Annotated in this window: 20 protein-coding genes and 2 pseudogenes; 8 read left to right on the top strand and 14 right to left on the bottom strand. The window is 62.9% G+C overall.

The window, feature by feature from the left end; translation table 11 throughout:
- Positions 1 to 199: 199 nt before the first annotated feature.
- A pseudogene (locus AAEO81_RS18430) lies at positions 200 to 331 on the top strand (DUF2934 domain-containing protein); the annotation flags it as partial.
- Between the two features lie 86 nt (positions 332 to 417).
- Here the strand turns inward: AAEO81_RS18430 and AAEO81_RS18425 are convergent.
- The 4 genes and pseudogenes from AAEO81_RS18425 to AAEO81_RS18410 all read right to left on the bottom strand — a co-directional run bounded on the left by AAEO81_RS18425 (position 418) and on the right by AAEO81_RS18410 (position 4,117).
- A complete protein-coding gene (locus AAEO81_RS18425) occupies positions 418 to 897 on the bottom strand; it encodes a MarR family transcriptional regulator (RefSeq protein WP_341964564.1) in 480 nt (159 codons plus the stop codon).
- A gap of 133 nt (positions 898 to 1,030) precedes the next feature.
- The gene (locus AAEO81_RS18420; protein ID WP_341958432.1) at positions 1,031 to 2,245 is read right to left on the bottom strand and encodes an MFS transporter; all 1,215 of its coding nucleotides are present in this window, start codon (positions 2,243 to 2,245) and stop codon (positions 1,031 to 1,033) included.
- Positions 2,246 to 2,348: 103 nt separating this feature from the next.
- Positions 2,349 to 2,953: pseudogene (locus AAEO81_RS18415) on the bottom strand (GNAT family N-acetyltransferase).
- Between the two features lie 6 nt (positions 2,954 to 2,959).
- Positions 2,960 to 4,117: an MltA domain-containing protein gene (locus AAEO81_RS18410; RefSeq protein WP_166597017.1), complete on the bottom strand. Its 1,158-nt coding sequence runs from the start codon at positions 4,115 to 4,117 to the stop codon at positions 2,960 to 2,962.
- A gap of 395 nt (positions 4,118 to 4,512) precedes the next feature.
- Here AAEO81_RS18410 and AAEO81_RS18405 point away from each other — a divergent pair, with 395 nt between their 5' ends.
- Positions 4,513 to 5,262: a hypothetical protein gene (locus AAEO81_RS18405; RefSeq protein WP_341958431.1), complete on the top strand. Its 750-nt coding sequence runs from the start codon at positions 4,513 to 4,515 to the stop codon at positions 5,260 to 5,262.
- 69 nt (positions 5,263 to 5,331) lie between these two features.
- Here the strand turns inward: AAEO81_RS18405 and AAEO81_RS18400 are convergent, their stop codons facing one another.
- The 5 genes from AAEO81_RS18400 to ppnN all read right to left on the bottom strand — a co-directional run bounded on the left by AAEO81_RS18400 (position 5,332) and on the right by ppnN (position 13,357).
- Positions 5,332 to 5,778 carry a CBS domain-containing protein gene (locus AAEO81_RS18400; protein ID WP_341958430.1) on the bottom strand — a complete coding sequence of 149 codons (447 nt, stop codon included), beginning with the start codon at positions 5,776 to 5,778 and terminating at the stop codon, positions 5,332 to 5,334.
- Between the two features lie 176 nt (positions 5,779 to 5,954).
- A complete protein-coding gene (locus tag AAEO81_RS18395; RefSeq protein ID WP_341958429.1) occupies positions 5,955 to 6,368 on the bottom strand; it encodes a type III secretion system chaperone in 414 nt (137 codons plus the stop codon).
- A gap of 45 nt (positions 6,369 to 6,413) precedes the next feature.
- Entirely contained in the window at positions 6,414 to 11,180 is a 4,767-nt protein-coding gene (locus tag AAEO81_RS18390; RefSeq protein ID WP_341958428.1) for an AvrE-family type 3 secretion system effector, read from the bottom strand.
- Positions 11,181 to 11,258: 78 nt separating this feature from the next.
- Positions 11,259 to 11,852, bottom strand: coding sequence for an N-acetyltransferase (locus AAEO81_RS18385; RefSeq protein WP_341958427.1), 594 nt, complete (start codon positions 11,850 to 11,852; stop codon positions 11,259 to 11,261).
- A gap of 131 nt (positions 11,853 to 11,983) precedes the next feature.
- Positions 11,984 to 13,357: a nucleotide 5'-monophosphate nucleosidase PpnN gene (gene ppnN, locus AAEO81_RS18380; protein WP_166596995.1), complete on the bottom strand. Its 1,374-nt coding sequence runs from the start codon at positions 13,355 to 13,357 to the stop codon at positions 11,984 to 11,986.
- 493 nt (positions 13,358 to 13,850) lie between these two features.
- Here ppnN and AAEO81_RS18375 point away from each other — a divergent pair, with 493 nt between their 5' ends.
- From AAEO81_RS18375 to AAEO81_RS18355, 5 genes are all read left to right on the top strand, one after another.
- On the top strand, positions 13,851 to 14,390 hold the full coding sequence (locus AAEO81_RS18375; RefSeq protein ID WP_341958426.1) for a sterol desaturase family protein: 540 nt from the start codon (positions 13,851 to 13,853) through the stop codon (positions 14,388 to 14,390).
- A 161-nt stretch (positions 14,391 to 14,551) separates the two neighbouring features.
- Positions 14,552 to 15,274 carry a dienelactone hydrolase family protein gene (locus tag AAEO81_RS18370; RefSeq protein WP_341958425.1) on the top strand — a complete coding sequence of 241 codons (723 nt, stop codon included), beginning with the start codon at positions 14,552 to 14,554 and terminating at the stop codon, positions 15,272 to 15,274.
- Positions 15,275 to 15,750: 476 nt separating this feature from the next.
- A complete protein-coding gene (locus AAEO81_RS18365) occupies positions 15,751 to 16,287 on the top strand; it encodes a sigma-70 family RNA polymerase sigma factor (RefSeq protein WP_341958424.1) in 537 nt (178 codons plus the stop codon).
- Positions 16,284 to 17,240 carry a FecR domain-containing protein gene (locus AAEO81_RS18360; RefSeq protein WP_341958423.1) on the top strand — a complete coding sequence of 319 codons (957 nt, stop codon included), beginning with the start codon at positions 16,284 to 16,286 and terminating at the stop codon, positions 17,238 to 17,240. The genes AAEO81_RS18365 and AAEO81_RS18360 overlap by 4 nt, the downstream gene beginning before the upstream one ends.
- A gap of 94 nt (positions 17,241 to 17,334) precedes the next feature.
- The gene (locus AAEO81_RS18355) at positions 17,335 to 19,791 is read left to right on the top strand and encodes a TonB-dependent siderophore receptor (RefSeq protein ID WP_341958422.1); all 2,457 of its coding nucleotides are present in this window, start codon (positions 17,335 to 17,337) and stop codon (positions 19,789 to 19,791) included.
- A gap of 19 nt (positions 19,792 to 19,810) precedes the next feature.
- On the opposite strand, the gene AAEO81_RS18350 is transcribed toward AAEO81_RS18355, so the two are convergent.
- Positions 19,811 to 20,224, bottom strand: coding sequence for a PaaI family thioesterase (locus tag AAEO81_RS18350; protein WP_341958421.1), 414 nt, complete (start codon positions 20,222 to 20,224; stop codon positions 19,811 to 19,813).
- A gap of 503 nt (positions 20,225 to 20,727) precedes the next feature.
- Here AAEO81_RS18350 and AAEO81_RS18345 point away from each other — a divergent pair.
- The gene (locus AAEO81_RS18345; protein ID WP_341958420.1) at positions 20,728 to 22,260 is read left to right on the top strand and encodes an FGGY family carbohydrate kinase; all 1,533 of its coding nucleotides are present in this window, start codon (positions 20,728 to 20,730) and stop codon (positions 22,258 to 22,260) included.
- On the opposite strand, the gene AAEO81_RS18340 is transcribed toward AAEO81_RS18345, so the two are convergent.
- From AAEO81_RS18340 to AAEO81_RS18325, 4 genes are all read right to left on the bottom strand, one after another.
- Positions 22,247 to 22,966, bottom strand: a complete 720-nt coding sequence (locus tag AAEO81_RS18340; RefSeq protein ID WP_166597656.1) for an SDR family oxidoreductase — start codon at positions 22,964 to 22,966, stop codon at positions 22,247 to 22,249. The two genes, AAEO81_RS18345 and AAEO81_RS18340, sit on opposite strands and share 14 nt — an antisense overlap.
- Before the next feature lie 201 nt (positions 22,967 to 23,167).
- A complete protein-coding gene (locus AAEO81_RS18335) occupies positions 23,168 to 24,148 on the bottom strand; it encodes a sugar-binding transcriptional regulator (RefSeq protein ID WP_166597657.1) in 981 nt (326 codons plus the stop codon).
- A gap of 31 nt (positions 24,149 to 24,179) precedes the next feature.
- Positions 24,180 to 25,046 carry a carbohydrate ABC transporter permease gene (locus AAEO81_RS18330; RefSeq protein WP_341958419.1) on the bottom strand — a complete coding sequence of 289 codons (867 nt, stop codon included), beginning with the start codon at positions 25,044 to 25,046 and terminating at the stop codon, positions 24,180 to 24,182.
- 1 nt (position 25,047) lies between these two features.
- Positions 25,048 to 25,953 carry a sugar ABC transporter permease gene (locus AAEO81_RS18325; protein ID WP_341958418.1) on the bottom strand — a complete coding sequence of 302 codons (906 nt, stop codon included), beginning with the start codon at positions 25,951 to 25,953 and terminating at the stop codon, positions 25,048 to 25,050.
- Positions 25,954 to 26,027 lie beyond the last annotated feature (74 nt).

The following is a 26,027-nucleotide window of genomic DNA, read 5'->3' as shown; positions in this document are numbered from 1 at the left end:
TCGCGGTATCGCAACAATGCGCAGAGGGCCAGGAGGCCGATTTTCGCTGTCCAACGCCTACAAACGGTGTGAGGGCGCGCGGCTATTTTCTCCCCGGTACTGGCTGGTCTATGGCTCGCCCAGTGTGGTCACCGCGGGAGGCCTCGGCGTCTATTTGACGCCGGGCGACGAACTGCAGAAATACCTAGGGGGGCGGTGCATGAATGTCGACGAAGAGGCTGTTCGTCAACTGGCGCAACTGATTTGGGAGACAGAGGGCCGACCCGAGGGGCAGGAGGCCCGCCACTGGGACATGGCCACCAAACTGGCCGAGTCCGCCGCGATGGCGCCGGTACGGGTGTCGAACCGGCACAAGGTCGACACCTTGTTCCCGACCCCGGATGAGCCAGAGGACTCATGACGGCGGTGAGTTCGCCGTCAGGCTTCGCTGGCCTGCAACTCACCCAGCAACGACTGCGCAAAGCTCTCTGAAGCAATGAAGTCCAGCGCCTGACGCAGCTTCACTGTCTCTTCGACGCCGAAGGTCTTGTCGAAAACCTGCTGAACCCGCTCCGAAACCTTGCGCGCCTGTGCGTACTTTTCCTGACCGGCCTGGGTCAGGAGCACCCGGCGACTGCGGCGGTCCGTCTCATCCACCTGCAATTCCACCAGACCGTCGCGCACCAGCGGCTTGAGCGTATGGCCCAAGGCGGAGAGGTCCATGACCAGCGCCTGCGCGAGGTCGCGCATCTTGGGCTGGCCACTGCGTGCGATCTGCGACAGCAGAGAGTACTGAGTGGCTTTCAGGCCGCAGTCAGTAAAGGCTTCGTCATAGATCTGCCCCAGACGGCGGGAAGCCCGGCGCACCGAGCCGTTGGCACAACTGCTGGGCGCAACGGTATCTGAGCAGGAGGTCACGCGTTTCAATACGGGGTACTCATTCAATGCAAAGGGTGGACCGATTATGCCTGCGCGAGCGAGGCGGACAAGGTTTTTCAGCCCACCGGGCGGTGACACGATGACGCACGGTCGTGACCGGGGGCTTGCCGAGTCAGGATTCCCCGGCCGCTTGGCGGTCGAATCGCTGCGCGCTGGCGCGGGCATCGGTGATTGCCCAGTACCACATTCCCAGACCGCCCAGCGTCAGCGCCGCAGCGGCATAGCCGGTGGCGGGCAGTCCCATTCCGGCTGAAATCACCAGGCCACCGACCCACGGGCCGATAGCGTTCGCCAGGTTAAAGGCGCTCTGCACCAATGCCCCCGCCAACGATTGCGCATGGGGCGCGACGTCCATCAGGCGGGTTTGCAGAATGGCCGCCAGCCCGACGCCACAGCCGATGAAAAACACCAGCGGTATCAGTAGCCAGAGGTTATCGGTGGCCGAAGGGTAGAGCGCCAATACCAATGCGGTGAAGCCCAGCGAGATGCCCGCCGAGCGCATGGTGGCGCGGTCCGCTGCCCAGCCGCAGACCAGATTGCCGACCGTGGTGCCCACGCCAAATACAGCCATCACCACCGGGATCATGAAGTCCGAGGTCTTGGTGACTTCGATCAGCGTCGCGGCCAGGTAGGTGTAGACGCAGAACACGCCGCCAAAACCGATCCCGGCAATGCCCAAGGTGAGCCAGACCTGACGCGAGCGCAGTGCGCCGAGTTCACGCAGCGGGCTGGCGTCGGCCTGGGCGGGCGAGTCGGGGGCGAGGGTGCGGATCAGCACGGCAGTGATCGCGGCAAGTATCGCGACCACCGCCAGGCCCCAACGCCAGCCCACGGTCTGGCCGATCCAGGTGGCGAACGGCACGCCGACGATGGTGGCGATGGTCAGGCCGAGAAACACCCGTGAAACCGCTTGGGCCCGTTGATTCTTCGGCACCAGAGACGCGGCCAGCAACATGGCGACGCCAAAATACGCGCCATGGGGAAAGCCGCTGAGAAACCGGAAGAACACCAGCCAGGGCAGCGAGGGGGCGATGGCGCTCAGGGCATTGGCGATGCCGATGAACGCCGCGAGGCCCACCAGCAGCGCACGCCGTGGCAACCGGACGCCGAGCACCATGATCACCGGTGAGCCCACCACCACGCCCAGTGCATAGGCGCTGATGGCGTGGCCGGCCAGCGGCTGGGTGGTCTGGAAGTCGCCGGCGATGAAGGGCAACAACGTCATCGAAGCAAATTCGGTGGTGCCGATGGCGAACGCACCCATGGCCAGCGCGAACAGCAGCCAGCCCATGTGAAAGTTGTGTGGGGTGTCAGGGGTGTGAGTCATTAGGGAACGCGGCGCTTGAGAGAAGAAACATCCTGTTATACCTGAAACCGGTTTCAGATCAACCCGCAACCGGCTCGGGTGTGTCACGCCAAACGAGTAAACCTCAGCTGAAGCGCGCCATGTTCGCCCGCAGCATGGCTTTCACCTCGGGCCACTCGTCATCGATGACGCTGAACCGCACGGAATAGCGCTTGCGGCCGTCGGGCATGATCCGCTCGTGGCGTACGATGCCTTCCTGTTTCGCGCCGATGCGCAGGATGGCGGCGCGGGACTTCTCGTTGAGTTCGTCGGTGGTGAACTGCACCCGCACGCACTGCATGACCTCGAAGGCGTATTCAGTAGCAGGAATTTCATCTCGGTGTTCAGCCCCGAGCGCTGCACCGACTCGCCGAGCCAGGTGTGGCCGATCTCAAGCTTGCGGTGCTTGCGGTCGATCTTCCAGAACCGGGTGCTGCCAACGATCTTGCCGGTGGCGCGGTGCACGATGGCGAAGGGCATGACAGTTCCGGCCGCGCGTCCCGCCAGGGCGTTGGCGATGTACGTCTCGACGGTTGCAGGCCCCGGAATGACCGTGACCTTCATGTTCCACAACTCGCCGTCTTCAGCGGCCTGCACCAGTGGCTCCGCGTGCCCGGCCTGCAACGGCAGCAGGGTCACGGTGTTGCCGTTCAAGGTGACCTGTTCGGTGGCGATCACTTCACTGCTCATGCCGCATCATTCCTTGGGTTTGGCGTTGGGCAATGCTGCGCCTTTGGGCCACAGCATCCAGATCTGGCCTTGCTGTTTCATGTTGCCCGCCAATTCGCCCGCCGCGTCACCGGTGCCCCAGAACATGTCGGCGCGGACTTCACCGGCGATGGCACCGCCCGTGTCCTGGGCGGCGACCGGACGCACCAGGGGCGAGCCGTCGGGGCGGGTCGACGACAGCCACAACAGGCTGCCGAGCGGGATGACCTTGCGGTCGATGGCCACGCTGTAGCCCGCAGTCAGCGGCACGTTGAGCGAGCCGCGAGGGCCTTCGTCGCTGTCCGGGCGCAGGGTGAAGAACACGTAGCTGGGGTTACTGCCGAGCAGTTCATGCACGCGGTCCGGGTGAGCGATGGCCCAGTCGCGAATCCGGCCCATGGACACCTCGTCCTTGGTCAGTTGACCCTGTTCAACCAGCCAGCGGCCCACCGGTTTATACGGGTGGCCGTTCTGGTCGGCGTAGGCGATGCGCAGTTGCCGACCGCTTTCCAGTTGCACCCGTCCCGAGCCCTGGATTTGCAGGAATTGCAGGTCGATGGGGTTTTCCAGCCAAGCGAGCACGGGAGCGTTGACGCCTTTCTCGTTGATCGTGGACGCGTCGTCGTAGGGGCGCAGCACGCGGCCATCCAGGCGACCACGCAAGCGTTTGCCCTTGAGTTCCGGGTAAATGCTGTCGAGATTGACGATGATCAGATCGTCCGGCACGCCGTAGATGGCCACCGGATGCTGATCGTTATGGGCTTCGCTGCCTTTATAGATCGGCTCGTAATAGCCGGTGATCAAACCGTTGGCGCCGTGCTCGGACGAGCGGAGGCTGTAGACCTGCAATTGATTCTTCAGAAAGTCCCGTACCGCTGGCGGGTTCAACGGCACCTGAGCGGCGGTTGCGCAGGTCGTGCCCCAGACCGGGTCCTTGGCCAGGCGCTTGCACGCCGAGAACCAGCTGTTGAACCCGGCCATCAAGTCCTGATCACTGACCGCAGGCAGCTTGTCCCATTCGACACTTACATAAGTCGTGGCTTCGGAAGGCTTGGTCTTCGGCGCCCCTCCGTCGCAGGCCGCAAGCAGGGCGATCAAGGGAGCGAGGCAAAACAGAAAGCGGCGCCAGTGCAGGCTTGGGGTCATCACGCGGGGTGTTTCCTGAAAGCAAGTGAAGTCCGCTAGCTTGGTGAAAGGCGAGGGCGACGTCAAATGTGTGAGGCTTTGTTTCATCGACATTGGGGTGTCAGACCCAACGCTTTCGCGGCCGTCGTAACCTCCGGCTGCTCCCACAGGTTCTGGGGTGGCCGCGAAAGCTCTGACGGACGCTGGGATTGCGATTCAATGCCGATCCTGAATTTTGAAGCCGACACACCACGTGTAGGAGACGCCGGAGGTTACGACGGCAGAGAAGTCGATGTGTCAGGGAAGCGCCAACGTCATTTCACCCCCGTTTCCGCACTTTTCAGCGATTTGCCGCTCTATGCATGGCCGGGACGCCGCGATTCGCGTGGGGTCCAGATCGTCGAAGCCCTTGAAACATGGTTCCACTGCGCCTTTCATCCCTTGCACGCCACCGCGTTCGCGCCTGGCTCGTGGTGTGTCTGACAGCTGTCTGCACCCTCGGCTGCACCCGTCAGGACGGGCAGGATGTGGCGACGCAGTTCGGCAATACCCGCCCTCAGGAATTCTTCCAGACCAGCGTCGACCGCATGGCCACCCTCGCCATGCACGACAACCTGGAAAGCCTCTACCTGCTGATGAACAAGCTCTACCTGCGCAACCCCGCCGAGTGGCGCAAGTCCGGGTTCGTCGATGCGCGGTCGGCCGAACGCAATGTGCGTAACGCCATCGAGCAGCAGAAGCCATTGGCGCAGTTGGGCAATCGGCGGGATCTGGCCGCCCTGAGCTACGCCCTCAGCCCGGAATTTCTCGGCGACCGGGTCGGCGCGTTCATCTACGCCATCGGCAGCATGCTGGTGACGGCCCACGGTGGACGGATGGAGTTCTTCATGACCGACCAGATCAACCCCAAATTCGTCAGCAACGCCGCCCGCAACATCGAAAAGGCCACGTGGCTGCTGAGCCAGCGGCAGAATGCCAATGGCGAGTTGATGCTGTTCTCGAACGAAATTTCGGAGGAGGGCAGCAACCTGAGTTTCGCCACGGAATTCGGCAAGATCGTGGCGCGGCTGGACCTGCTGACCCAGATGCTCGACGAGCGCTACCGACGGATCGGGCTCAATTATGCGCAGAGCCTGTTGTTCCTGAATTTCCTGCCGGTGCAGTAACCGCACAGGCCGCGGTCGGACGCAGGGGCGGGTCAGGCGTCTTGAAACCTGCCTGAACCACCCCGGACTTCAATAACTCTCGCCGCGAATGTATTCCTGCATTTTCTGAATCAGCCTCGCCTGTTCGGCGATCGCTTCTTTCACCAGGTCACCAATCGACAACAGCCCCACCAACTCGCCGTTGTCGACGACCGGCAAATGCCGCAGCCGGCCGTTGGTCATGATCGCCATGCAATCACCGACCTTGTCACCCGGCGCAACGGTCTTTACCTCGTGGGTCATGATCTCGCTGACGGGCGTCCCCACCGAGGCGCGGCCCTTCAACTCCATCTTGCGCACGTAATCCCGCTCGCTGACGATGCCCACCACCTTGCCGTCCCGCACCACCGGCACGGCACCGATGTTTTTCTCCGCCATCAACGTGATCACCTCAAAGACCATCTGGTCCGGCCTGACGGTATGAGGAACCCTGTGTTGTTCGTCTTTGAGCTTCAGTAACTCGGCTACGGTCGTCATGGTGGCCTCTCCGGCACGTATTGTAAGCCCGGCCACCGTGGTCGGGCCGTGTGTAGAGAATCGTAGAGAGATGGCATTCCGGCAAGTTTTTGAAAGCGCCGCGCAGATGGCGAAAAACGTCAGCTGAGCCAAGCATTGACGTTCTTAGCCGTATTTGCGGCTCGCGGGACGATCGATCAGACGAACCGTCGAGCCATCACCGGCGCAGCCGGAGCCGAAGGACGCAACAGCGCGAGGACCTCCTGGGTCTGCTTGACGAACCCTTGCACCCAATGCACGAACGCCAACTCACTCAAGCCGTCCAGCGGCAGCTCAGCGCACAGCCGCACCTGATTGCGGTCGTCCAGCGCCAGCCAGCAACCACTCATGGCGCTGGAGTCGAAGTTCAGGCGCAGCAGCTTTTCATGCAGCGCGGGGTCGGGGCGCAGTGCCAGCCGACAATGCAGAATCGCGACATCCCCCGCCGTCGGGACTTCAATGATGACCACTTCGCGTTGCTGGTCGAACAGGGCGCAGACGCCGTTTTCCAGCGCCAACGCAATGCCCATCTGTTTGGCCAGGGCGTCTATCAGGTTGGTGGCGGTTGCCATGGGTTAGCTCCTCGAATGAATGTCGTCGCGCAATCCTGTCTCGCATCACGCGGGCCGGAATACGCCTTGGGCATCGCTGGCCAGGTCGCGGGCCGCTTGCGGGTCGCTTTGATCCGCCTGCTCGCCGTCCAGGGTGAATTTCTTAGGCTGGGTCTGATCCAGCCCGTAATCGAACGTGACCTCGCCGCGCAGGCGCTCGATGCTGAGGTTGCTGCCGCTCTTGAAGCTGACATAGGGCAGTGGGATCGCCAGCGAATCGTCCTTCGCCGCCGTCCGGAAGATCGCGATGCTCTTGATGCGCAGGTTGTCCTTGTTGGCGAGCATCTCCTTGAGGTCCTTGTCGGTCAGGGTCCCGGCCAGCGCGCCTTCTTCGATGCGCTGCTTGATGTCGTCGCGCACCTCCAGCTTCAACTCGGCGCGGGTCGTGCCTTTCGTGCGTTTCAGTTCATCGAGCAGGCCCTTGAGCTGCGGGTCATGGCTCATCAGGTCGTGGATGTGCTCGGCGTTGCCGGGGTTGACGTCCAGGCCCAGCAATTCCTTGGTCCAGTCGATGCCGCGTTTCGACAGCGCCGCCTGGTCGACGCGATTGACGTTGTTGTGCTTGACCACCATGTCCATCAGGGACATCAGGCTCGACCCCTGTTTGGCGGCCGTATTCTGCCGGTCCAATTGGCGCAGGCTGGCAAGCGCGGCGAATTGCGCGTCGTTCTTCGGTGCCCCGGCGCTGAGGTATTTGGTTTTGAGCAGCAGCAGGGTGCGGTCTGCCGGATGCCCCTCGGTGGGCTGGTTTTTGGGCAGGGCGGGGTAGGCCTTTTCCAGGGTTTCGGCCAGGCCTTTCAGGTCGTTGTTTTGCACGGGCAACGCGTGCTTGAACCGCACGTCGTAGGTTTTGCCGGTCTTGTTATCGAAGGACAGGCTCGCCGTGACGCCCATTGGCGCCCCGCCGGCGATGAACAGGTTGCTGGGACGCGAACTGAACACGGTACTGAACATCCGCGCATACCCCGAGACCGAGCCCTTTTCGAGGAACCGCGCGCGGTTGCTGCTGTAGATGTCGGTGGTCAGCCCGTCGCTGCCGTGGCCTTCCGTCCGTTCCCGCTCGGCGCTGAGCAGGGACAGGCTGGCGAGCAGCCCGGCGCCGAAACGCATGAACCCGGCCACCGGCTCGGCGTCGGTCTGGCCTTTGTTGGTCCGGGACTCGATGTTCAGTCCCACGTCGAGGTCAAAGTTGTGCTTGGTGGTCTCGCGAACCTCTTTTTCCACGCCACGGTCCATCAACGCCATGGGCTTCAAGCCACCCGCGTCAGGTTGCTTGCTGCTGTGCAGCGGCTCCTCCATGAGGTCCTTCATGAAGGCTTCGAGCTCGTCGTCGCGGATGAAAAAGCTCAAGGCCGTGTTGTCGGTGTATTTGTACTTGCCGTCGAGGCTGCCGCCGAACCAGCCGCCGTTGGACTGAATGTTCTTGTGGCTGTCGCCGGGCGTGGTGCGGGTGTCGCTGATGCCGTTGCCGAAGCCGAAACTGGCGGTGCCGCTGACCGCGCCCTCGCGATTGAGCGCGACTTTCAGGCCGCGATCGAAGCGGGTGAACGTCAGGCCGAACGTGCGTTCGGGGTCGATGCTGCCGCGAAAGCCGAGAAACGCCTTGCCTTCCGGCCCAGAGACACCACCCGTGACGCCGCCGCCGTAGTTGCGGTTGAGCTTGAGGCTTTCCCTCGGTTCAAGATCGCGCAGGGCATTGGTCAGGTTGCTCACCAACGCATCGGGCCGGGTTTCCAGACCTTGCAGCACGCTACGTTTGACCGGGTGGTTGTCCTTGCGCATGTACTTGAGCAGGCTTTTGGTCGCGTCGTAGCTGGCTTCCAGCGCGGCATGATTGCGGAAACCGGCGTCGGTGTAGCGCTTGATCGGGCTGCCTTCGTAGGTGTCGTTGTGCAAGTCGGCGAGTGACCTGGCGATGGCATCGAGGTTCTGCGGGCCGTTTTTTTGGGTCTCCGCGACCAATTCACTGAGCTTTTTGCTGATGTCGTCCAGCACGTTGATGTCCAGTGCCAGGCGCGCACGCAACAGCGCTTGATCGTCACCGCGTTTGCGCGAGGCATCGAGGCCGGTTTGCGAGGTACGATGCTCCAGCGTGAAATGTTGGTCCTGCAGCGAATTGAGCAGTTTGCCCAGCGGGTGGGTGTCGTTGATCCCGCTGTTGCGCGCCACTTGCGCCACTTCGGTCAGCATGTCGTTGGCCCGGGGCTTGCCTTGATACGCCGGGTTGACCTCGCCGTTCTTGAGCAGCGCGTTCTCCTTTTCCGCCAGCTCGCGCAGGGTGTGTTGCAGGTCGTCGGCCACCGTTTTGTGGAACCAGTCGAACAGCTCGGTCAGCTCAGTGAGCGCTGGAGTCTGGGCCGGGATCGGGATGGCTTTCAACGCGTCGATACGAGAGGCCGCCGTGGGCGCGTTGACAGCGCTCATCGCGGCGGTCGATTTTTCGGCCAGGGTTTGCAAGGCGTCGGTTTCACCGGTGTAGATCGGTTTCAGGCCTTCGCGGCCCCTCCAGGCGTGCTGCACGCTGTCGGCAGGCACCTTGACGGCGCCGGTCGGTGACAGGTGAGACGTGAGGTAGTTCTGATTCCAGCGTGCGGGGGCGAACTGTTCGGATTTGATCGTCTCGATGTTGCTGCGGCCCAACACATTGAGACTCGCCTTGACGTTACCACGCCGAGTGAAGTCTGGCTCGCCGGCCACCAATTGGTCGAAATGTTCGTGGGCCTTGCGTGTGGGGTCGGCGGGCGCCGTGGCAGCTGCCCAGGTGCCGTCACCGTTTCGGACGAAATCGCCCCGGTCGCTTTTCGCCAGCAGCTTGCCGTCGTGATCCGGTCGCAGGTCTTGCAGGGTCGCGCCTGCGAGTGGGCCGTCCACGGTGACGGGGTCCCAGCGGGGTGTTTCGGTGCTCATTTTTTTCGGGTCGGTGCTGTCGCCAGGGAGGCGAAACAGCTGATCGTTGCGCAACGCGTACCAATCCTTGCCGCCACTGCTCAAGGACTGAATCGGCCCGGTGCCGGGCGGTGAGGGCAGGGACGCGCGTTCGCCGTTCTGGTCGTGCAGGCGCAACTGGCCGCCGCTGAGGGTCACGTATTTCTGATCGTTCTGCACCGCGACTCTGTCCACGGTGAGGTGTTCGGCGCCGCGCATGACCGTGCCTTTGGCCTCGGTCCCGCGCCCCGGCAACGCCAGGTCCGCGCCCTTGCCCATTTCGTGGGCGGCGGCTTGCGGCGCGACCTTGAGTTGCTTGAGCTTGCCGTCCTTGTCGACCAGATACGCAAAACCGTCCTGACCCGCCTGCAGGGCCTTGAGGTCTTTTTCGCTGCCTTTCTTCCATTGCTCGGTGCGCGGATCCTGCACCAGCAGGTCGTTGCCGCTGAGGGCGATGTTGCCGCGCGGCAGGCGAATCTGCGACTGGGCGTCCGGGGTCAACGTCGGCAGGCCTTTCTGCCGGTCCATGATCAGCGGTGCCATGTTCCAGCCGGGTTTGAAATCCTGACGGTGCGGGTCCCACTGAGCGCTGTGTTCGGCGCCTTTCTGATCCTTGACCCTGGCGTGCAACTGCCCCTGATCGTCGTGGAAGAAGTCGCTGACAGTGTGCGCGCCAAAAGCTGATTGCAAACGGGCGTGGGGTGTTTTCTCGCTCAGGTGCAGGTCGAGGCCGATCAAGGGTGGGCGCGGGACCATCGTGCCCGCAGGGGCGTCAGGGTCCAGCGAGGGCATGAGGTCGTTGTCGCTGATGTGCGCCTGCAGCAACTTGCCCGACGCGCTGGTGGCAAGCAGCGTGTTACCGGCGATGGTCACGGATTTCGGCTTCAGGGCCTCGTCGTTGGGCGTGCCGGTGGGCAGGCGCAGGGGCTGAATGTCGTGGACGCCGTCGCCGAACACGTGCAGCCGCTCCAGCGTCGGGGTGTGGTCGTCGTCTTCGGACAGCGCGATCAGCCCACCGCCCGTGGCGCTTCCCAGCGCAGACACCTTGTGGGTGAATTCCAGCGGCGTGCGGGGATCTTTCAGCGAACGCACCTTGCCGTCCTCGCCCAAGGCGTAGACCGTACCGTCGCCTACGCTGTGCAGACTTTTCAAGTTGCGGACGTGGGTGCGTTCTTTCCATTCGCCGTTTTCCAGCGCGTAGAGTTTCTTCTCGTGCAGCCGCCATGCCTGGCCGTCATCCCCCACGTGAACCCCGGTGACCTGCGCCCTGTGCGCATGATCCGGCATGGTCAGGCTCGCCGGGTTGACGTGTGTCCCGCTGCTTTTGAAGACGGACACCGAGAGGTTGCTCGCCTGGGCATGGATCAGCCGATCACGGGCGTCGATCAGCGCATAGGTGCTCTGATCGCCATGGGTGCCGAGGTGCGCGAGGCTTTTGTAACGGTCGGCAGGTGTGTTGAGGATGCCGTCGAGGAGTTTTTCGGTGTGGGTGGTGTGGCCGTCCGCGCCGAACACCAGTTTCTGGTTGTCCAGCGCCATGGTGAGTTTCGGCATCAGTGGCAGGGCCGCCGGAGGCGGTGCCAGGCCTGGATCGGCCAGGGCCGGGTCAGGCGTGGGGGCGCGGGAACTGCGGGGCACGGAAGCGGCGTCGCCCGGTCGCGCCCTGAACAGCCCGTCCCTCAGGTTGCGGCCCTTGGTGACCGCCGACTGACTGAGGGTGGCCATGCGGCCCATGATGCCCGAGCGCTGGCGCGGTCCCTCGGCGGGGGCTGCTGCGTCGGCGTGTCCCGTCCGCGCCACATTGCCCGTGGGGGCGGTCCGGTGAAAAAGGTTCGGGGGTAAGGCCATGCTGACGCCGTCCATGCAGTGGGTACTGTGCGGACTGAGTGGCGTCAGACGGCGAGTGGTTCCCGCCGATCGAAAAAATCAGGCGGGCGCGTCAGGGGCCTTGCGTCGCGGGCGTGAAACGACGGACTCGATGTTCTTGCGGCCGATCAGCAGCGGGCTTTTGGCTTTGCGGGACGCAGGCATGTCGGCCAGCCATTTGTACATCACCAGACAGTCGACCAGTCCGAGGCGGGCGTGACGATAGGCGCGGGGCAGGCGGCCAACGGTCTCGAACCCCAGTTTGCCCCACAGCGCGACTGCGACCTCGTTGGTGGCGACCACCGAGTTGAACTGCATCGCCGAGAAACCGCTGTCCACCGCCAGTTGCTGGGAATGTTCGCACATCAGTCGGGCGACGCCTTTGCCACGGGCCTCAGGCGTGACCATGTAACCGCAGTTGCACACATGGCTGCCAGGGCCGGCGGCGTTGGCCTTGAGGTAATAGCTGCCGAGCAACACGCCGTCTTCCTCGGCGATGAGGCTGTGCAGCGGGTAGTCGAGCCAGAGGTGCAGGGCTTGTTCGTAGGTCGTGGCGGGGTCGTAGGCGTAGGTTTCCTGCGCCTGGACCACGGCCTGAAAGGTGGGCCAGAAGCGTTCGAAATCTTCGGGCGTCATGGGGCGGATGTGGATCATGAGGAACCGTTGGAGTCCAGAGAGTTGAAGGGTAGGAGCGCGCTTGCCCGCGATGACGGTGTGTCAGCGCGTAAATGTGTCGCAGGCTCACCCCTTTCGCGGGCAAGCGCGCTCCTACAGGGTTGTGTGCCTCAAGACACCACGCGATAACACGGCACGTACGCCGCGCCGCCCGGCAATTTCATCCGGTGCTGTTCGACGAAGGCTTGCAGCAATTTGTCCAGCGGCTGCATGACCTCGGCGTCGCCGTGAATCTCGTAAGGCCCGTGCTCTTCGATCAAGCGGATGCCCTTGTCCTTGACGTTGCCCGCCACGATCCCGGAAAACGCACGGCGCAGGTTGGCCGCCAGTTCATGGGGTGGCAGGTCACGGCGCAGTTGCAGGCTCGCCATGTTGGCGTGGGTCGGGTCGAAGGGACGCTGGAAGCTTTCTTCGATCTTCAGCAGCCAGTTGAAGTGGAACGCGTCGGCCCGTTCACGACGGAACTGGCGCACGGCTTTCAGGCCTTCGGTCATCTGCCGGGCAACTTCCGCCGGGTCGTCGATGATGATCGTGTAATGCTTGTGTGCCTCTTCGCCCAGGGTCGCGCTGACGAATGCGTGCAACTGCTCCAGGTACGGCGCGGTGCTTTTCGGCCCGGTCAGGATCACCGGGAACGGCAGGCCCTGGTTGTCCGGGTGCATCAGGATGCCCAGCAGATAAAGGAATTCCTCCGCCGTACCGGCACCGCCCGGGAAGATGATGATGCCGTGACCCACGCGCACGAAGGCTTCGAGGCGTTTCTCGATGTCCGGCAGGATCACCAGCTCGTTGACGATGGGGTTCGGCGCCTCGGCGGCAATGATGCCGGGCTCGGTCAGGCCCAGGTAGCGGCCGCCGTTGATGCGCTGTTTGGCGTGGGCGATGGTCGCGCCTTTCATCGGGCCTTTCATCACGCCAGGGCCGCAGCCGGTGCAGATGTCCAGCTTGCGCAGGCCCAGTTCGTGGCCGACTTTCTTGGTGTATTTGTATTCTTCGGTGTTGATCGAGTGGCCGCCCCAGCAGACCACCATCTTCGGCTCGACGCCCGGACGCAGGGTGCGGGCGTTGCGCAGCAGGTGAAAGACGTAGTCGGTGATGCCTTGGGACGAGCTGAGGTCGATGCGCTGGCTGTCCAGTTCACTCTCGGTGTAGACGATGTCGCGCAGGGCGCTGAACAGCATTTCCCGGGTACTGGCGATCATCTCGCCATCGACGAAGGCGTCGGCAGGGGCGTTCAGCAATTCGAGGCGCACGCCCCGGTCCTGTTGATGAATGCGGACTTCGAAGTCTTTGTAGGCTTCGAGGATGGTTTTGGCGTTATCGACATGGGCGCCGGTGTTGAGGATGGCCAGGGCGCACTGGCGGAAGAGATTGTAGATGCTGCCGGAACCTGCGGCGCTGAGCTGTTGCACTTCACGTTGTGACAGCGTCTCCAGGCTACCTTTAGGACTGACCGAAGCGTTGATTACATGTCTTGGAGCCATTCTGAATTCCTTGAAAGCGATGCTGGCCAGCGGGTGTCGATGACCGGCATTAATACAGTGGGCCAGATTTCCGCCCACCCATGGGGCCATTTTTTACATCGCTCGGTCAGGAAAGCAAACGTTGTGAGTGAAATCTTCGGCTGAGACGTGAAACGGGTGGGCCTTGGCGTGCTGACGATGGCTTTGCAGCTGACGCAGATCTTCTGACCATTTGGACCGGCAGAAACACCTCTGCGGCTGCTGACATCAAATCCGGGCCAACTCCACCCGAACAGGCTAAACACGTAAACCCCTGTGGGAGCGAATTCATTCGCGAACGGCCGGTACAGCCGACGCATCTCCATCGGCCATGCCCTCTTTCGCGAATGAATTCGCTCCCACAGGGAATCCCGTGCGGCGCCGTGACCTCCGTTCGCCTGCCCGCTTTTGATTTTCCCGCGTGCCCCGGTATGCTGCACCTCGATGTCCACCAGCCCGTGACCACGCCATCCCCATGATCCTCAACTTCGCGATTTTCCTCTGCACCCTGGTCGCCATGGAGGGTGTCGGCTTTCTGGCTCATAAGTACGTGATGCACGGCTGGGGCTGGTTTCTGCACCGTTCCCACCACGAAGAACACCTCGGCGCACTGGAAACCAACGACCTCTACTTGCTGGCGCTGGGCATGGCGGCAGTCGGCTTGATTGTCCTGGGCATTAACGGCTACGACCCGCTGCAATGGGTGGGGGCCGGTGTCGCGGCGTTCGGCCTGATCTACATGCTGGTGCACGACGGCATCGTCCATCGGCACTGGCCCATGCGGCCGCAACCGCGCAATCGCTACCTGCGCCGTCTCTATCAAGCCCACCTGATGCACCACGCGGTGAAGGGCCGACGCAACAGCGTGTCGTTCGGTTTCCTTTATTCGCCGTCGGTGCCGACGCTGCAAAAGCAACTGCGGGACATGCGTGATGCCGAGCGCGCCCGAGACCGCGACGCTTCCCTGACCGACCTCTGCGGGACCTCGATCAACTCCGATCTGCAAAACGGCTGAGCCTTGACATCGCTCATTTCTGCCATTTGATGGCAACTTTCATGCAATGGCCGTTATTTGTCCTTTTCAGGCGCGTGCAAGTGTCGTAGAACAGAGGGCTCTGCTGTCCGAGGATGCCCAAGGTCAGCGTCTCAGACACCTAAAACGCCCGGGAGATACACGTGACGCAATCCATCGCACAACCCGCAACAGGCAAAACCATTACCTTCAAACGCCCTGACGGCAAAGACGTCAGCGGCTATCTGGCCACCCCTGAGAAAACCGAAGGCGCGCCGGCCATCGTGGTGATCCAGGAATGGTGGGGCCTCAACGATCAGATCCGTGGCGTCGCCGACCGTCTGGCAGCCGCAGGTTATCTGGCGCTGGTGCCGGACCTGTATCGCGGCGAAGCCACGGTCGAGGAAGAGGAGGCCCATCACCTGATGAGCAAACTCGACTTCGCCGATGCCGCCACTCAGGACATTCGCGGTGCGGTGCAATACCTGAAAGGTCATGCGCAAAAAGTCGGCGTGACCGGTTTCTGCATGGGCGGCGCGCTGACCTTCCTGTCCTTGAACTTCATTCCCGAGTTGTCGGCGGGCGTGGTGTTCTACGGGTTCCCGCCGCTGGAATACCTTGATCCGAACGCCATCAAGGTGCCGGTTCAGGCGCACTGGGCGACGCAGGACGAGTTCTTCGCGATCGAAACCGTGGACGAACTGGAAAAGAAACTCGGCGACGGCGGGGTCGAACTCGAATTCCATCGCTACCTCGCTCATCACGCGTTCACCAACGAAACCGCCGTGGGCCATGGCCGGATTCCCGGCACCCAGTACGACCCGGTCTGGGCGCAACTGGCGTGGGACCGGACCTTGACCTTCTTTGGTCGGACGTTGTGGGGTTGATGATTTAATCCCGTCACACCGCCAAACGCTGCGGGAGGTTCTGGAGGTTACGACAGTCGCGGAAGGGGTGTGTCAGACAGCGCCTATTCGCTGCCGTCGTTCCTCCGGCGTCTTCCACGGGATTGGGTTTGTCCCGGGATGTGTGGACTGCATCCACCCTGTGAGAGCTGCCGGAGGGACGACGGCCGCGATGGCGAACGGACTGTCAGCAGCGAGCAGGGTGTGGGCAGTACGTTTCGGCTCACCGTGCCGTAGGTGGCGAGCACTTGGGATGAGTGCCGGTCTTGCGGGCGCTGTCGCTGCCGTCGTTCCTCCGGCGTCTCCCACGGGATTTGGGTTTGCCCCGGGATGTGTGGACTGCATCCACCCTGTGGGAGCTGCCGGAGGAACGACGGCCGCGATGGCGAACGCACGTTGCCGAATGTTTCCGTTTGAAATATATTGCGAACCATTCCTATTTGCTTGTGTTTCTCACCATGGCCGTTTCTTCTTCCTCATCCCACCCCCATCAGGGCGTCGCGACGCTGTATGGCGCTCATCACGGCTGGCTGGTGAATTGGCTACGGGGTCGTCTGGGCTGTTCCCATCAGGCCGCCGATATGGCGCAAGACACGTTCATGCGCGTGCTGCTGGCGGACCGCAACCAACCGATCACCCATGAACTGATCGAACCCCGACACTTTCTGGTGACCATCGCCCGACGGGTCATGGTCGACAGTTTTCGGCGTCGATCGGTGGAAGAGGCCTATCTGCACGTCCTCGCTGAACAGCCTGAACGTTACGCCGTCGCCCCGGAAGAACGCCTGATGCTGCTGGAAACCCTGCACGCGCTGGACGCGATGCTCAGCGGGTTGGGCAAGCGGGTGAAAGAAGCGTTCCTGCTCTCGCAGTTGCAGGGCCTGGGTTACAAGGACATTGCCGAGCAACTGGGCGTGTCGGTGAGTTCGGTGACCAAATACATCGCCCGCGCTACTGAACATTGTCTGCTGTTCCAGCTGGAACACGGCGCTTGAACCGTTCCCCCGAACATCAGGCCCTGAGCGCAGCGGCCCACTGGTTTGCGCGAATGGGGGCCACGCCTGGTGACGCCACGATGCAGCGCCAGTTCCAGAGCTGGCACGACGAAAACCCCTTGCACCCTTGGGCCTGGCAGCGGGTCGCGCTGTTGCAGGCGCAACTGGGCAACGCCAAGGGTGCGCTGGGTTATCAGGTGCTGGATCGCGCAGGTCGCGCTTCATTCGGGCGACGTGGCGTGCTCAAAACGGTTGCGCTGGGTGTCGGTTTTAGCGCGCTTGGCTGGGCGGGGTATCGTGAAGCGCCCGTGTTGCTCGCCGACCTGCGCACCAGCACTGGCGAGCGCCTGACCCGCACGTTGGCCGATGGCAGCACCCTTGTCCTGAACACGGCCAGCGCCGTGGACATTGTGTTCAACGCCGAGGCCCGATTGATCCTGCTGCGTGAGGGCGAAATTTTCGTCCAGACCGCCAAGGATGCCCGACCCTTCATCGTGCGCAGCGCACAGGGTGAGATGCAGGCACTGGGCACCCGTTTCAGCGTGCGGCAGCAGGACGGCGTCACGCAGTTGGGCGTGTTTCAGCATGCGGTCGCGGTTCGCCCTGAAGGCGCGCCGGGGGAGCAGACGATCATCGACAGCGGCCAGGCCGTGAGCTTCAACGCCCGCACGCTGTTCGACCGTCATCCGCTGGACCCTCTGGCTGACACGTGGATCAGCGGGCGACTCGTGGTCGACGGCTGGCGGCTCGACCGTCTCATCGGTGAATTGCAGCGCTACCGCAGCGGATACCTCGGTTGCGCGCCAGAGATCGCGCACCTTCGGGTCTCGGGTTCCTATCCGCTCGATGACATCGATCTGGCGCTTTCAGCGATTGCCCGCTCGCTGCCGGTCAAGGTGGTGCGCTACACCGATTTCTGGACGCGGTTGGTGGGGCATCCAGCCTCTGCATAATTTATTTTCAGGGTGGCATTGTCGATTTGCGCAGGCTCGCGCGACTCCTTGTAAGAAACCCTTACAACGCCCGAGCAGGGCATCAGGAGCACGCATGCGCACCCCGTCAAAACCCGCCAGCCGAAATCCCTTTGCCTTCACGCCGCGCAACACCTTGAGACTCGCTGTGCTCGGGGCTTCGCTCGCGTGGCTGGAGCCAATCTTGCTGGGTGGGGCGTACGCGCAGGCGGCCAGCGTGCAGAAAAACTACGCCATCGCACCGGGGTCGCTGGGCGCGGTGTTGGGGCGGTTCGCCAATGAAGCGGGGGTGGTGTTGTCGTTTCAGGCGGGTTTGACCGATGGCCAGCAAAGCGCCGGACTCAACGGCACCTACAGCGTCGAACAGGGGTTTGCGGCGTTGCTCGCGGGCTCGGACCTGATCGCCACCCCCGGTGCCCAAGGCGTTTACGTGCTGTACCGCGCCGAGAAAACCGCGGCCCTGCAACTCGGCGCCACCAGCGTCGTCGGCGCGGGAATCGATGAGACCACCGAGAACACCGGCACCTACACCCCGCGTCAGACCAGCACCGCGACCAAGATGGGGCTGTCGCTGAAAGAGACGCCGCAGTCGGTCACCGTGATCCCGCGTCAGGTCATGACCGATCACCACTTGGCGTCGCTGGACGACGTGGTCAAGTTCACGCCGGGCCTGTCCAGCAACCACCGCGACAGTGATCGCTACACCTTTTACTCGCGCGGCTTCCAGATTCAGAACTTCGAATACGACGGCATTCCTTCCCAGACCGCCAACGAATCCCAGCAGTACACCAGCACCCTCGCGGACATGGCGATTTACGACCGCGTGGAAGTCGTGCGCGGCGCGACCGGCCTGTTGAGCGGAGCGGGCACACCGTCGGCGACGCTGAACCTGATTCGCAAACGCCCGACCTCAGAGTTTCAGGGCTATGTGTACGGCGAGGCCGGTGCCTGGGACCGCTACCGCGCCGAGGCCGATGTGGCGGGGCCGTTGACCGACAGCGGCAACGTGCGGGGGCGGCTGGTCAGCGTGTATCAAACCGCCGGTTCTTTCATCGACGCGTACAAGACCGAGAAACGCGTGATGTACGGCGCGGTGGACGTGGACCTGAGCGAAGACACGCTGCTGCGCTTCAGCCTCGATTACCAGAACAACGACTCCGACGGCGTCAGCTTCGGCCACATCCCGTTGTTCAACAGCAACGGCACCGCGACCCATTTTTCCCGTTCGTTCAACCCCGGCGCGAAATGGAGCTACCTGGACAACACGCAGTACAACTTCAGCACCGTGCTGGAACAGAAACTCGCCAACGACTGGACCCTCAAAGCCGCCTACACCCATCAGTACGGCTACCGCCACGGCGTGGTCGGCTCGGCCAGTGCCGGTGCGCCGGATTTCGAAACCGGCGGGGGCGTGCGCATGTACGTCAACCGGCTGGACAGCTACCAGACCCAGGACAACGGCGACCTGTACGTGACCGGACCGTTTGAACTGGGTGGCCGCGAGCATGAGCTGGTGTTCGGCGCCAACGTGGCGTACACCCACCTCAACTACCCGGACTATGAGCGTGCAACGCCCTCGGTCGACAATATTTATACCTACGATGGCAACCCCGGTGGCAAGCCGCACTTGGGCAAAACCGGTGAGAACCTGACGCGCCTGAGCCAGAACGGCGTCTACGGGGCCGTGCGCTTGAAACCGACGGATGCGCTGTCGGTGATCCTCGGCACGCGGGTCAGTTCGTGGACGGAAAAGGACGACAGCAGCGACGACTTCACCGGCGAATCCACCAGCCGTGACCGCACCAAAAAGACGGGCGTGGTCACGCCGTACGCGGGCGTCATCTACGACCTGAACGACACCTACTCGGTCTACGCCAGCTGGACCAGCATCTTCCTGCCGCAGACGTTCTACAAAACGGCAAGCAACACCTCGCTCAAACCGCTGGAAGGCGACAACTACGAGGTGGGCCTCAAGGGCTCGTTCTACGACGGCGCGCTGAACGCGAGCGTTGCGCTGTTCGAGGTGAAGCAGAAGAACACGCCGCAATTCGTCGACACTGGCGAAGACGGCCGTGAGGTGTATGAGGCCATCAGCGGCACCACCACGCGGGGCATCGAGACGGAAATCTCCGGCGAAGTGCTGCCGGGGTGGAACGTCATCGGCGGCTACACCTACCGCGAATCCCAAGACAAGGATGACAATCGCGTCGAAACCAACCAACCGATGAACCTGTTCAAACTCGGCACCACCTATCGCCTGCCGGGCGAGCTGAACAAGCTGACAGTGGGCGGCAACATGACCTGGCAGAGCGACATTTACGCGGTCAACGAAGACTTCGGCGCCAAGGCTCATCAACGTCCGTTTGGCGTGGTCGGGTTGCTGGCCAACTATGAAGTCGATTCGCACCTGAGCGTGGGTTTGAACGTGAACAACCTGTTCGACAAGAAGTATTACGACGGGCTGGGCACGTTCAACTCGGGGTCCTATGGCGACCCGCGCAACGCGGTGATCAACGCTCGCTGGAAGTTCTGAACGGCAGTCGTGTAACGGCTCAGGCCGGACGTTTGGGCGGGATCGCGTAGGTCCCGACCACATGGGCGACTGCGTCCGGTAGTCCCTCGGAATACAGCGACACCTCACCAATGGCGAGGGTCTTGCCGACCTTCAGCAACTGACACTCGGCCACGATCCGGCGTCCGGCCTCGGGTTTACGCAGGAAATTGATCGTCAAACTGGTGGTCACCGCCAACGGCACGATGCCAATCGCCCCCAACACCGCGACGTACAGCGCCACATCCGCCACCGCCATCAACGTCGGCCCCGACACCGTCCCACCGGGCCGCAAGTCCGAATCATCGACCGCCTGAGAAACCGTCGCGGTCTTCTCCCCAACCGCCTCGACCACGATCCGCGTCTGCGGAAACTCCTGCGCGATAAACGCCGAAATCTGTTCTTTGCTGGCCATGACGACTCCTGAGTGATGGGCAGCGCAAGCCTTGATGAGCGGGCGGGGATTGTCAACGGAGCAATGCGGCCAAGCCGCTGCCTCGTTCAGTGGCCGTTCTCTGTAGGAGCGAATTCATTCGCGAATGGTGTATCAGACGATGGAGATGTATTGGCCGCACCGGCCTCTCGCGAATGAATTCGCTCCTACAGGGGTTATGTGTTCCGCCTGATTGGAGGCGTTGTAGCGAGGTTTCTGACTCGCCAGGTTTTCACCTGTAGGAGCGAATTCATTCGCGAAAGATGTATCAGACGACGGAGATGTATCGGCCGCACCGGCCCCTCGTCGGAATGCCGCGCAGAACGCGTTCGCTCCCACAGAAGGATAGGTGGCTGCCCGACAGAATGGGGTCAAGCCTGAGCCAACCGTTCAAGCCAAAGCCGGACGCGGATCTTTCACTGGATTTCGGCTAGTCTTGCCCTCAATTCCGGGGTGATCACGGACGGTTGGAGAGCAGGGCGCGCATGCATAAGCTGGTTATCGGTATCGATCTGAGCACGACCACCTGCAAGGCCATTGCCTGGGATGCGCGGGGCGTGTTGGTGGCGCAGGCGCGGGCGCCGTTGGGGCTGTCGCGACCGGCGCCCAATGCGTACGAGCAGGACCCGGAAGACTGGTGGCGGGCCACGCAACAGGCGGTCACGGCGCTGATGCGGTTGGTCGAAGGCTCGGCCATCGCGGCCGTTTCCATCGTCAATCAACGGGAAACCGTGGCCGTCACTGACGCCGAGGATCGCCTGCTGCGGCCCGCCATTCTCTGGCTCGACGAGCGTCGCAAAGATGAAGTCGCGGCGCTCTGTCATCGGGTTGGCCACGAACGTCTGCACAGCATCACCGGCAAACCCCACGACTGGGCGCCGGCCATTTACAGCCTGGCGTGGCTGGCCGATGCCGAGCCGGAACTGTTCCGGCAGATTCGCCACGTCTATGAACCCCACGCCTGGCTGGTGCGCAAGCTCACCGGCCAGTTCGTCACCAGTTGGGCCAGCGCCGACCCGTTTGGCGCCTTCGACATCCACCAGCATCGTTGGGCGGATGACGTACTGAGCGCACTGCCGATCCCCCTCGACAGCGACTGCTTCCCCACGGCATTCGCGCCCGGCTCAGTACTGGGCGCTGTGACGGACGATGCCGAAACCCTCACCGGTCTGCCCGCCGGTACGCCCGTGGTGGCAGGCGGGGGCGACGGTCAGGCGGGCGGGTTGGGGATTGGCGTGGTCAGCGCAGGCACGGCCTACCTGAATCTGGGCACGGCCATCGTTTCCGGTGTTTACGCCGAAACGCCCCGCGTCCACGACGCCTTTCGTACGTTGTGCGCCATCGATCGCCAGGGCTACGTGCTGGAAACCTCGCTGCGCTCCGGCACCTTGCTGATCAACAGCCTGCTCAAACAGTTTTTCGAGATCGACGTCGTGGCCCAGCCTGACAGCCTGATCCGTCTGGAAATCGAAGCGTCGCGAGTGGCCCCTGGCAGCGCGGGCCTGATGCTGTTGCCGTACTGGAACGGCGTGATGAACCCTTACTGGGATCAGGACGCGCGGGGTTGTCTGCTGGGGTTGTCGCCGGACCACGGCCGCGCGGAAATCTACCGCGCCGTGCTGGAAGGCATCGCGCTGGAACAGGCCGTCGCCACTCAACACATGGTGCAGGCGACCGGCGAGCCGGTGAACACCTTCGTCGCCATTGGCGGAGGCGCTGCGAGCCGGTTGTGGTGCCAAATCATCGCCGACATCACCGACAGGCCGGTGATTCGTGCCACGACGCAAGAAGCATCGAGTCTGGGCGCGGGCATTGCGGCGGCTGTCGGAGCAGGATGGTACGAAGATTTTGCCAGCGCCGCACAGGTCATGACTCAGGACGGCGAAACCTTTCTGCCCAACCCGGCGCTGCGGGAATTCCATCGCGAGCTATTGGCGCTGTACAGCGAACTCTACCCCCGCCTGCGGGATTTGTACCCGCGTCTGGCCCAGCTCGGTTTACGTTTCAACCCGCGCTGAAACCCCCGTCCACGGTCAGCGTCACGCCGTTGATCATCGCCGCGTCGTCGCTCAGCAGGAAGGCGATGGTCGAGGCGATTTCGCTGGGCTGAACGAAACGTCCCAGCGGAATACGCGACAGCATCGACGCGGACTTGGCCGGGTCGCTCCAGGCTTTTTCGGCCATCGGTGTCAGCGTCACCACCGGGTTGACGCTGTTGACCCGAATCCCGTGCGGCCCCAATTCCACGGCCATCACCCGCGTCATGGCATCCAGCGCCGCTTTCGACGCGCAATAGGCGAGGTGATCGCGCGTGCCCACCGCTGCGGCCAGGCTCGACACGTTGACGATGGCCCCTGGCACGCCGCGCCTGATCAAATCCCGGGCCACCACTTGGGCGATGACCATCGGCGCCCGGGTATTGACCGCCATCAGGTGATCGAAGGTCTCCACCGAGGTGTCGAGGACCGACTCCAGCTCCACGACCCCGGCGCAATTCACCAGTAGGTCGATGGGCAGCATCGTCGTCACAGCGGCCTGGGTGGCGGCCGCATCGGCGAGGTCCACCACCAGCGTTTGCTCGCAGTAGGCGAGGTCATCCGGGTTACGCCCCAAGGCGATGACCTCGGCGCCGCAGCGGGTCAGCCACTGCACGGTCTCGCGGCCAATGCCCTTGCCCGCGCCAGTGACCAGAATGCGTTTGCCGAGGAAATCGTGGGTGGCCATGGTGTGCGCTCTCATCAAAGATAAAGTGATTCAGTCATTCGTTTACGCGGCCAAACCCGTGGGAGGGAATTCATTCTGGGCGGCATTCCGACGTAAGGTCCGTTCGGTCGACAGCGCTGTGTTGCCTGACCCACCTTCGCGAATGAATTCGCTCCTACAGGGGCTGGGCTTGGCGCCTGACGAGCGATCGTCTGCGAACGGTCAGTTGTCCTGGGCCAGCAATTCAAGGGCGGCGCTTTCGTCGATCACCAGTTCATGGACCACGTTGCGCAGCAGCACGGCGCGAATGATTTCCGCCTTGTACGGACCGCCCGACACCAGCACCACTTTCTTGATCTTGCGCAGGTCATCGGGGTCCAGTGAGATGGCCCGTCGGTTCAGCGGGTGGTTGACCTCGATGCCGTCGCGGTCAAGCCAGCGGCCCAGCAAATCGCCCACTGCACCGGCGGCGCGCAGGGAGCGGGCGTCTTCCGGGTTGACCAACCCCAGTTCGAGCATCAACGAGCGTTCGCTCAAATCCCCCACGGTCAGCAATGCCAGATCGGCCTGGCGCGCCTTGCCCAACACGTCCTGCACCGAGGCTTCTTCGAGGATCATGCTGCGGTATTGCTCGGACGGCGCGAACAGCGGCGCCGCGAGGTAGTAATAGGAGCCGCCGAACAGCGTGGCCAGGCTCGACGCGATTTCCACGGTGTTGTTCGCCGAGCCGTAATGCAAACCGCCGAGCAGCGACACCACGGTCATGTTCGGCAGCGTGCGGCCTTGCAGTTCACGCACCGCCTGACGCAGCGTGCGGCCCCAACCGACCGCGATGATCGAGCCGTCAACGAGGTATTCCTCAATGCTCGGCGCCACCCCGACGCCAAGCACGCGAAAGATCGTCGACGGGTCGTCAGGGGAGGGCACGACGGTCACGCGTTCCAGCCCGAAACGCTCCTGCAACTGGTCTTCCAGCGCGATGCACGACGCCAGCGGCGAATTGATGCGGATCTGCACCACGCCGGTTTCGCGGCAGGTGGCGAGGGCCTTGTTGACCCGCAGACGGGTGATGCCGAGGCGGTCGGCGATCTGCTGCTGGGTCATGTTGTTGACGTAGTAGTACCAGGCGATACGGATATTCAGTTGGTCCTCCGCGTTCACCGGGTCGGTGTCGGGGGAGAACTCGGGATAGCGGTTCTGCACGGCAGTGTCCTTGGCGCGGGAAGCGACGCGCCTACTTTACGGCGCCCATGGTCAGACCTTGTACCAGATGCTTTGAAACCATCAACGCGAAAATGATCACCGGGAACACGATCAGCGTGCCGGTGGCCATGATCTCGCCCCAGGGCAAATCGTAGCCGCTCATGAAACTGGTGGCCGTGACCGGCGCGGTGCGGGCGGCGTTGCGGGTCAGCACCAGCGCATACAACAGCTCGTTCCACGAGAAGATGAACGAGAAGATTGCCGACACCGCGACCCCCGGCATCGCCAGCGGAAGCGCAATGCGCCAGAAGATCGTGAAGCGCGAGGCGCCGGACAGCCGCGCCGCTTCGTCGAGGTCCTTCGGCACGCCGCGAAACTGGTCGGTGCAGATCCACACCACGATGGGCAGGTTGAACGTCAGGTAGACCAGAATCAGCACCAGGTGGGTGTCGATCAGGCTGAGGTTGCGCGCCATGAGAAAAATCGGCAGCGCCACGACAATCGGGCTGAGCATCCGGTTGGTGATAAACCAGAACCACAGGTCTTCCTTGCCTTTGAATTCAAAGCGCGCCAAAGCATACGCCGCCGGGGTGCCGAGGCCGACCGACAGCACCGTGGTGCACGCCGCGACGATCAGCGAATTGCCGAGGCTGTGCAAGACGTCGCGCTCGAACAGCACTTTCACGTAGTTATCCAGGTGCGGGGTGAAGGCCCAGATCGGCGGCGAAGCGAGGGCTTCGGCCTGGGTCTTCATGCTGGTGGCGACCATCCAGTAGAAGGGGAACACGGCGAACAGGAAGATTGCCAGCAGGCCCACCAAATGCCAAGCGTTGACCTTCGTCTTCGGTTTGACCCGCACGGGGGCGGCCACGACTTTTGCAGCGGAAACGGTGGCCATGTCAGATCTCCCGGTAGACGAATTTGATGTACAGCCGCGCCAGCACGATGGTCAGGATCAGCAGCAGAATCGCCTGCGCCGACGCCACGCCCTGATCGAACACCCGGAAACCGATGCGCTGGATGTACACGCTGACCAGTTCGGTGGCAGCGCCCGGCCCGCCACGGGTCATGGTGAACACGGTGTCGAACATTTTCAGGATGTCGGCGGTGCGCAGGATCAGGATCACCGTGGCGCTGGGCAGCAAAAACGGCAGCTGCACATAGCGCACGATCTGCCAGCGGCTGCGGGTTTCGAGACGCGCGGCTTCTTCGATTTCGTTGGGCACCATGGTCAGCCCGGCGAGCAGCACCAGGGCGCAGAAGGGCGTCCATTGCCAGATGTCCATCAACGCCACGGCGATAAAGGCGTTGGTGGTGTCGCCCAGCCATTCCACGGGGCCGACGTTGAGCATCGCCAGCAGCGCATTGGCAACACCGAAATCACGGTTGAAAATCAGCCGCCCGATCAGCCCGGCAACGGCGGGGGCTGTGGCCAACGGGATCACCAGGCTCATCCGAGCCAACAGCTTGAACCCTGAGAGGCCGGGTTTGTGCAGGAGCAGGGCGATGACCAGGCCGAGGGCCAGTTGAATCGGGACGACCGTGATCAGGAACAGCCCCGTCCGCCCCAGCGCCGCCCAGAACGACGCGTCGTTGAGGACGTTGAGGTAATTGTCAAAACCGATGAACGGCGTCGCGTCCTTGGGACGGGCGAGGTTGTACTGGCGAAAGGAATTCACCAGCGCGAACACCGTCGGGAAAATCCCGATCAACGCCAGCGCGACGGTGGCGGGGGCGAGGAAGGAGAAGGCGGCACGGGTGTTGTTCCACAGGGTGGGGAACACGCGTTGTTTGTTATTGGGCATGGTGGTGGATCTCTGGTCAGGCCTAGGCGTGTGTAACGGTGCAAATTCCTTGTAGGAGCCGGCTTGCTGGCGAA

Origin of the sequence: Pseudomonas sp. RC10, assembly GCF_038397775.1 — a bacterium.
Classification (GTDB): Bacteria; Pseudomonadota; Gammaproteobacteria; order Pseudomonadales; family Pseudomonadaceae; genus Aquipseudomonas; species Aquipseudomonas bambusae.
Note: the sequence above shows the minus strand (reverse complement) of the source record. Positions and strands in the feature narration are given on the sequence as shown.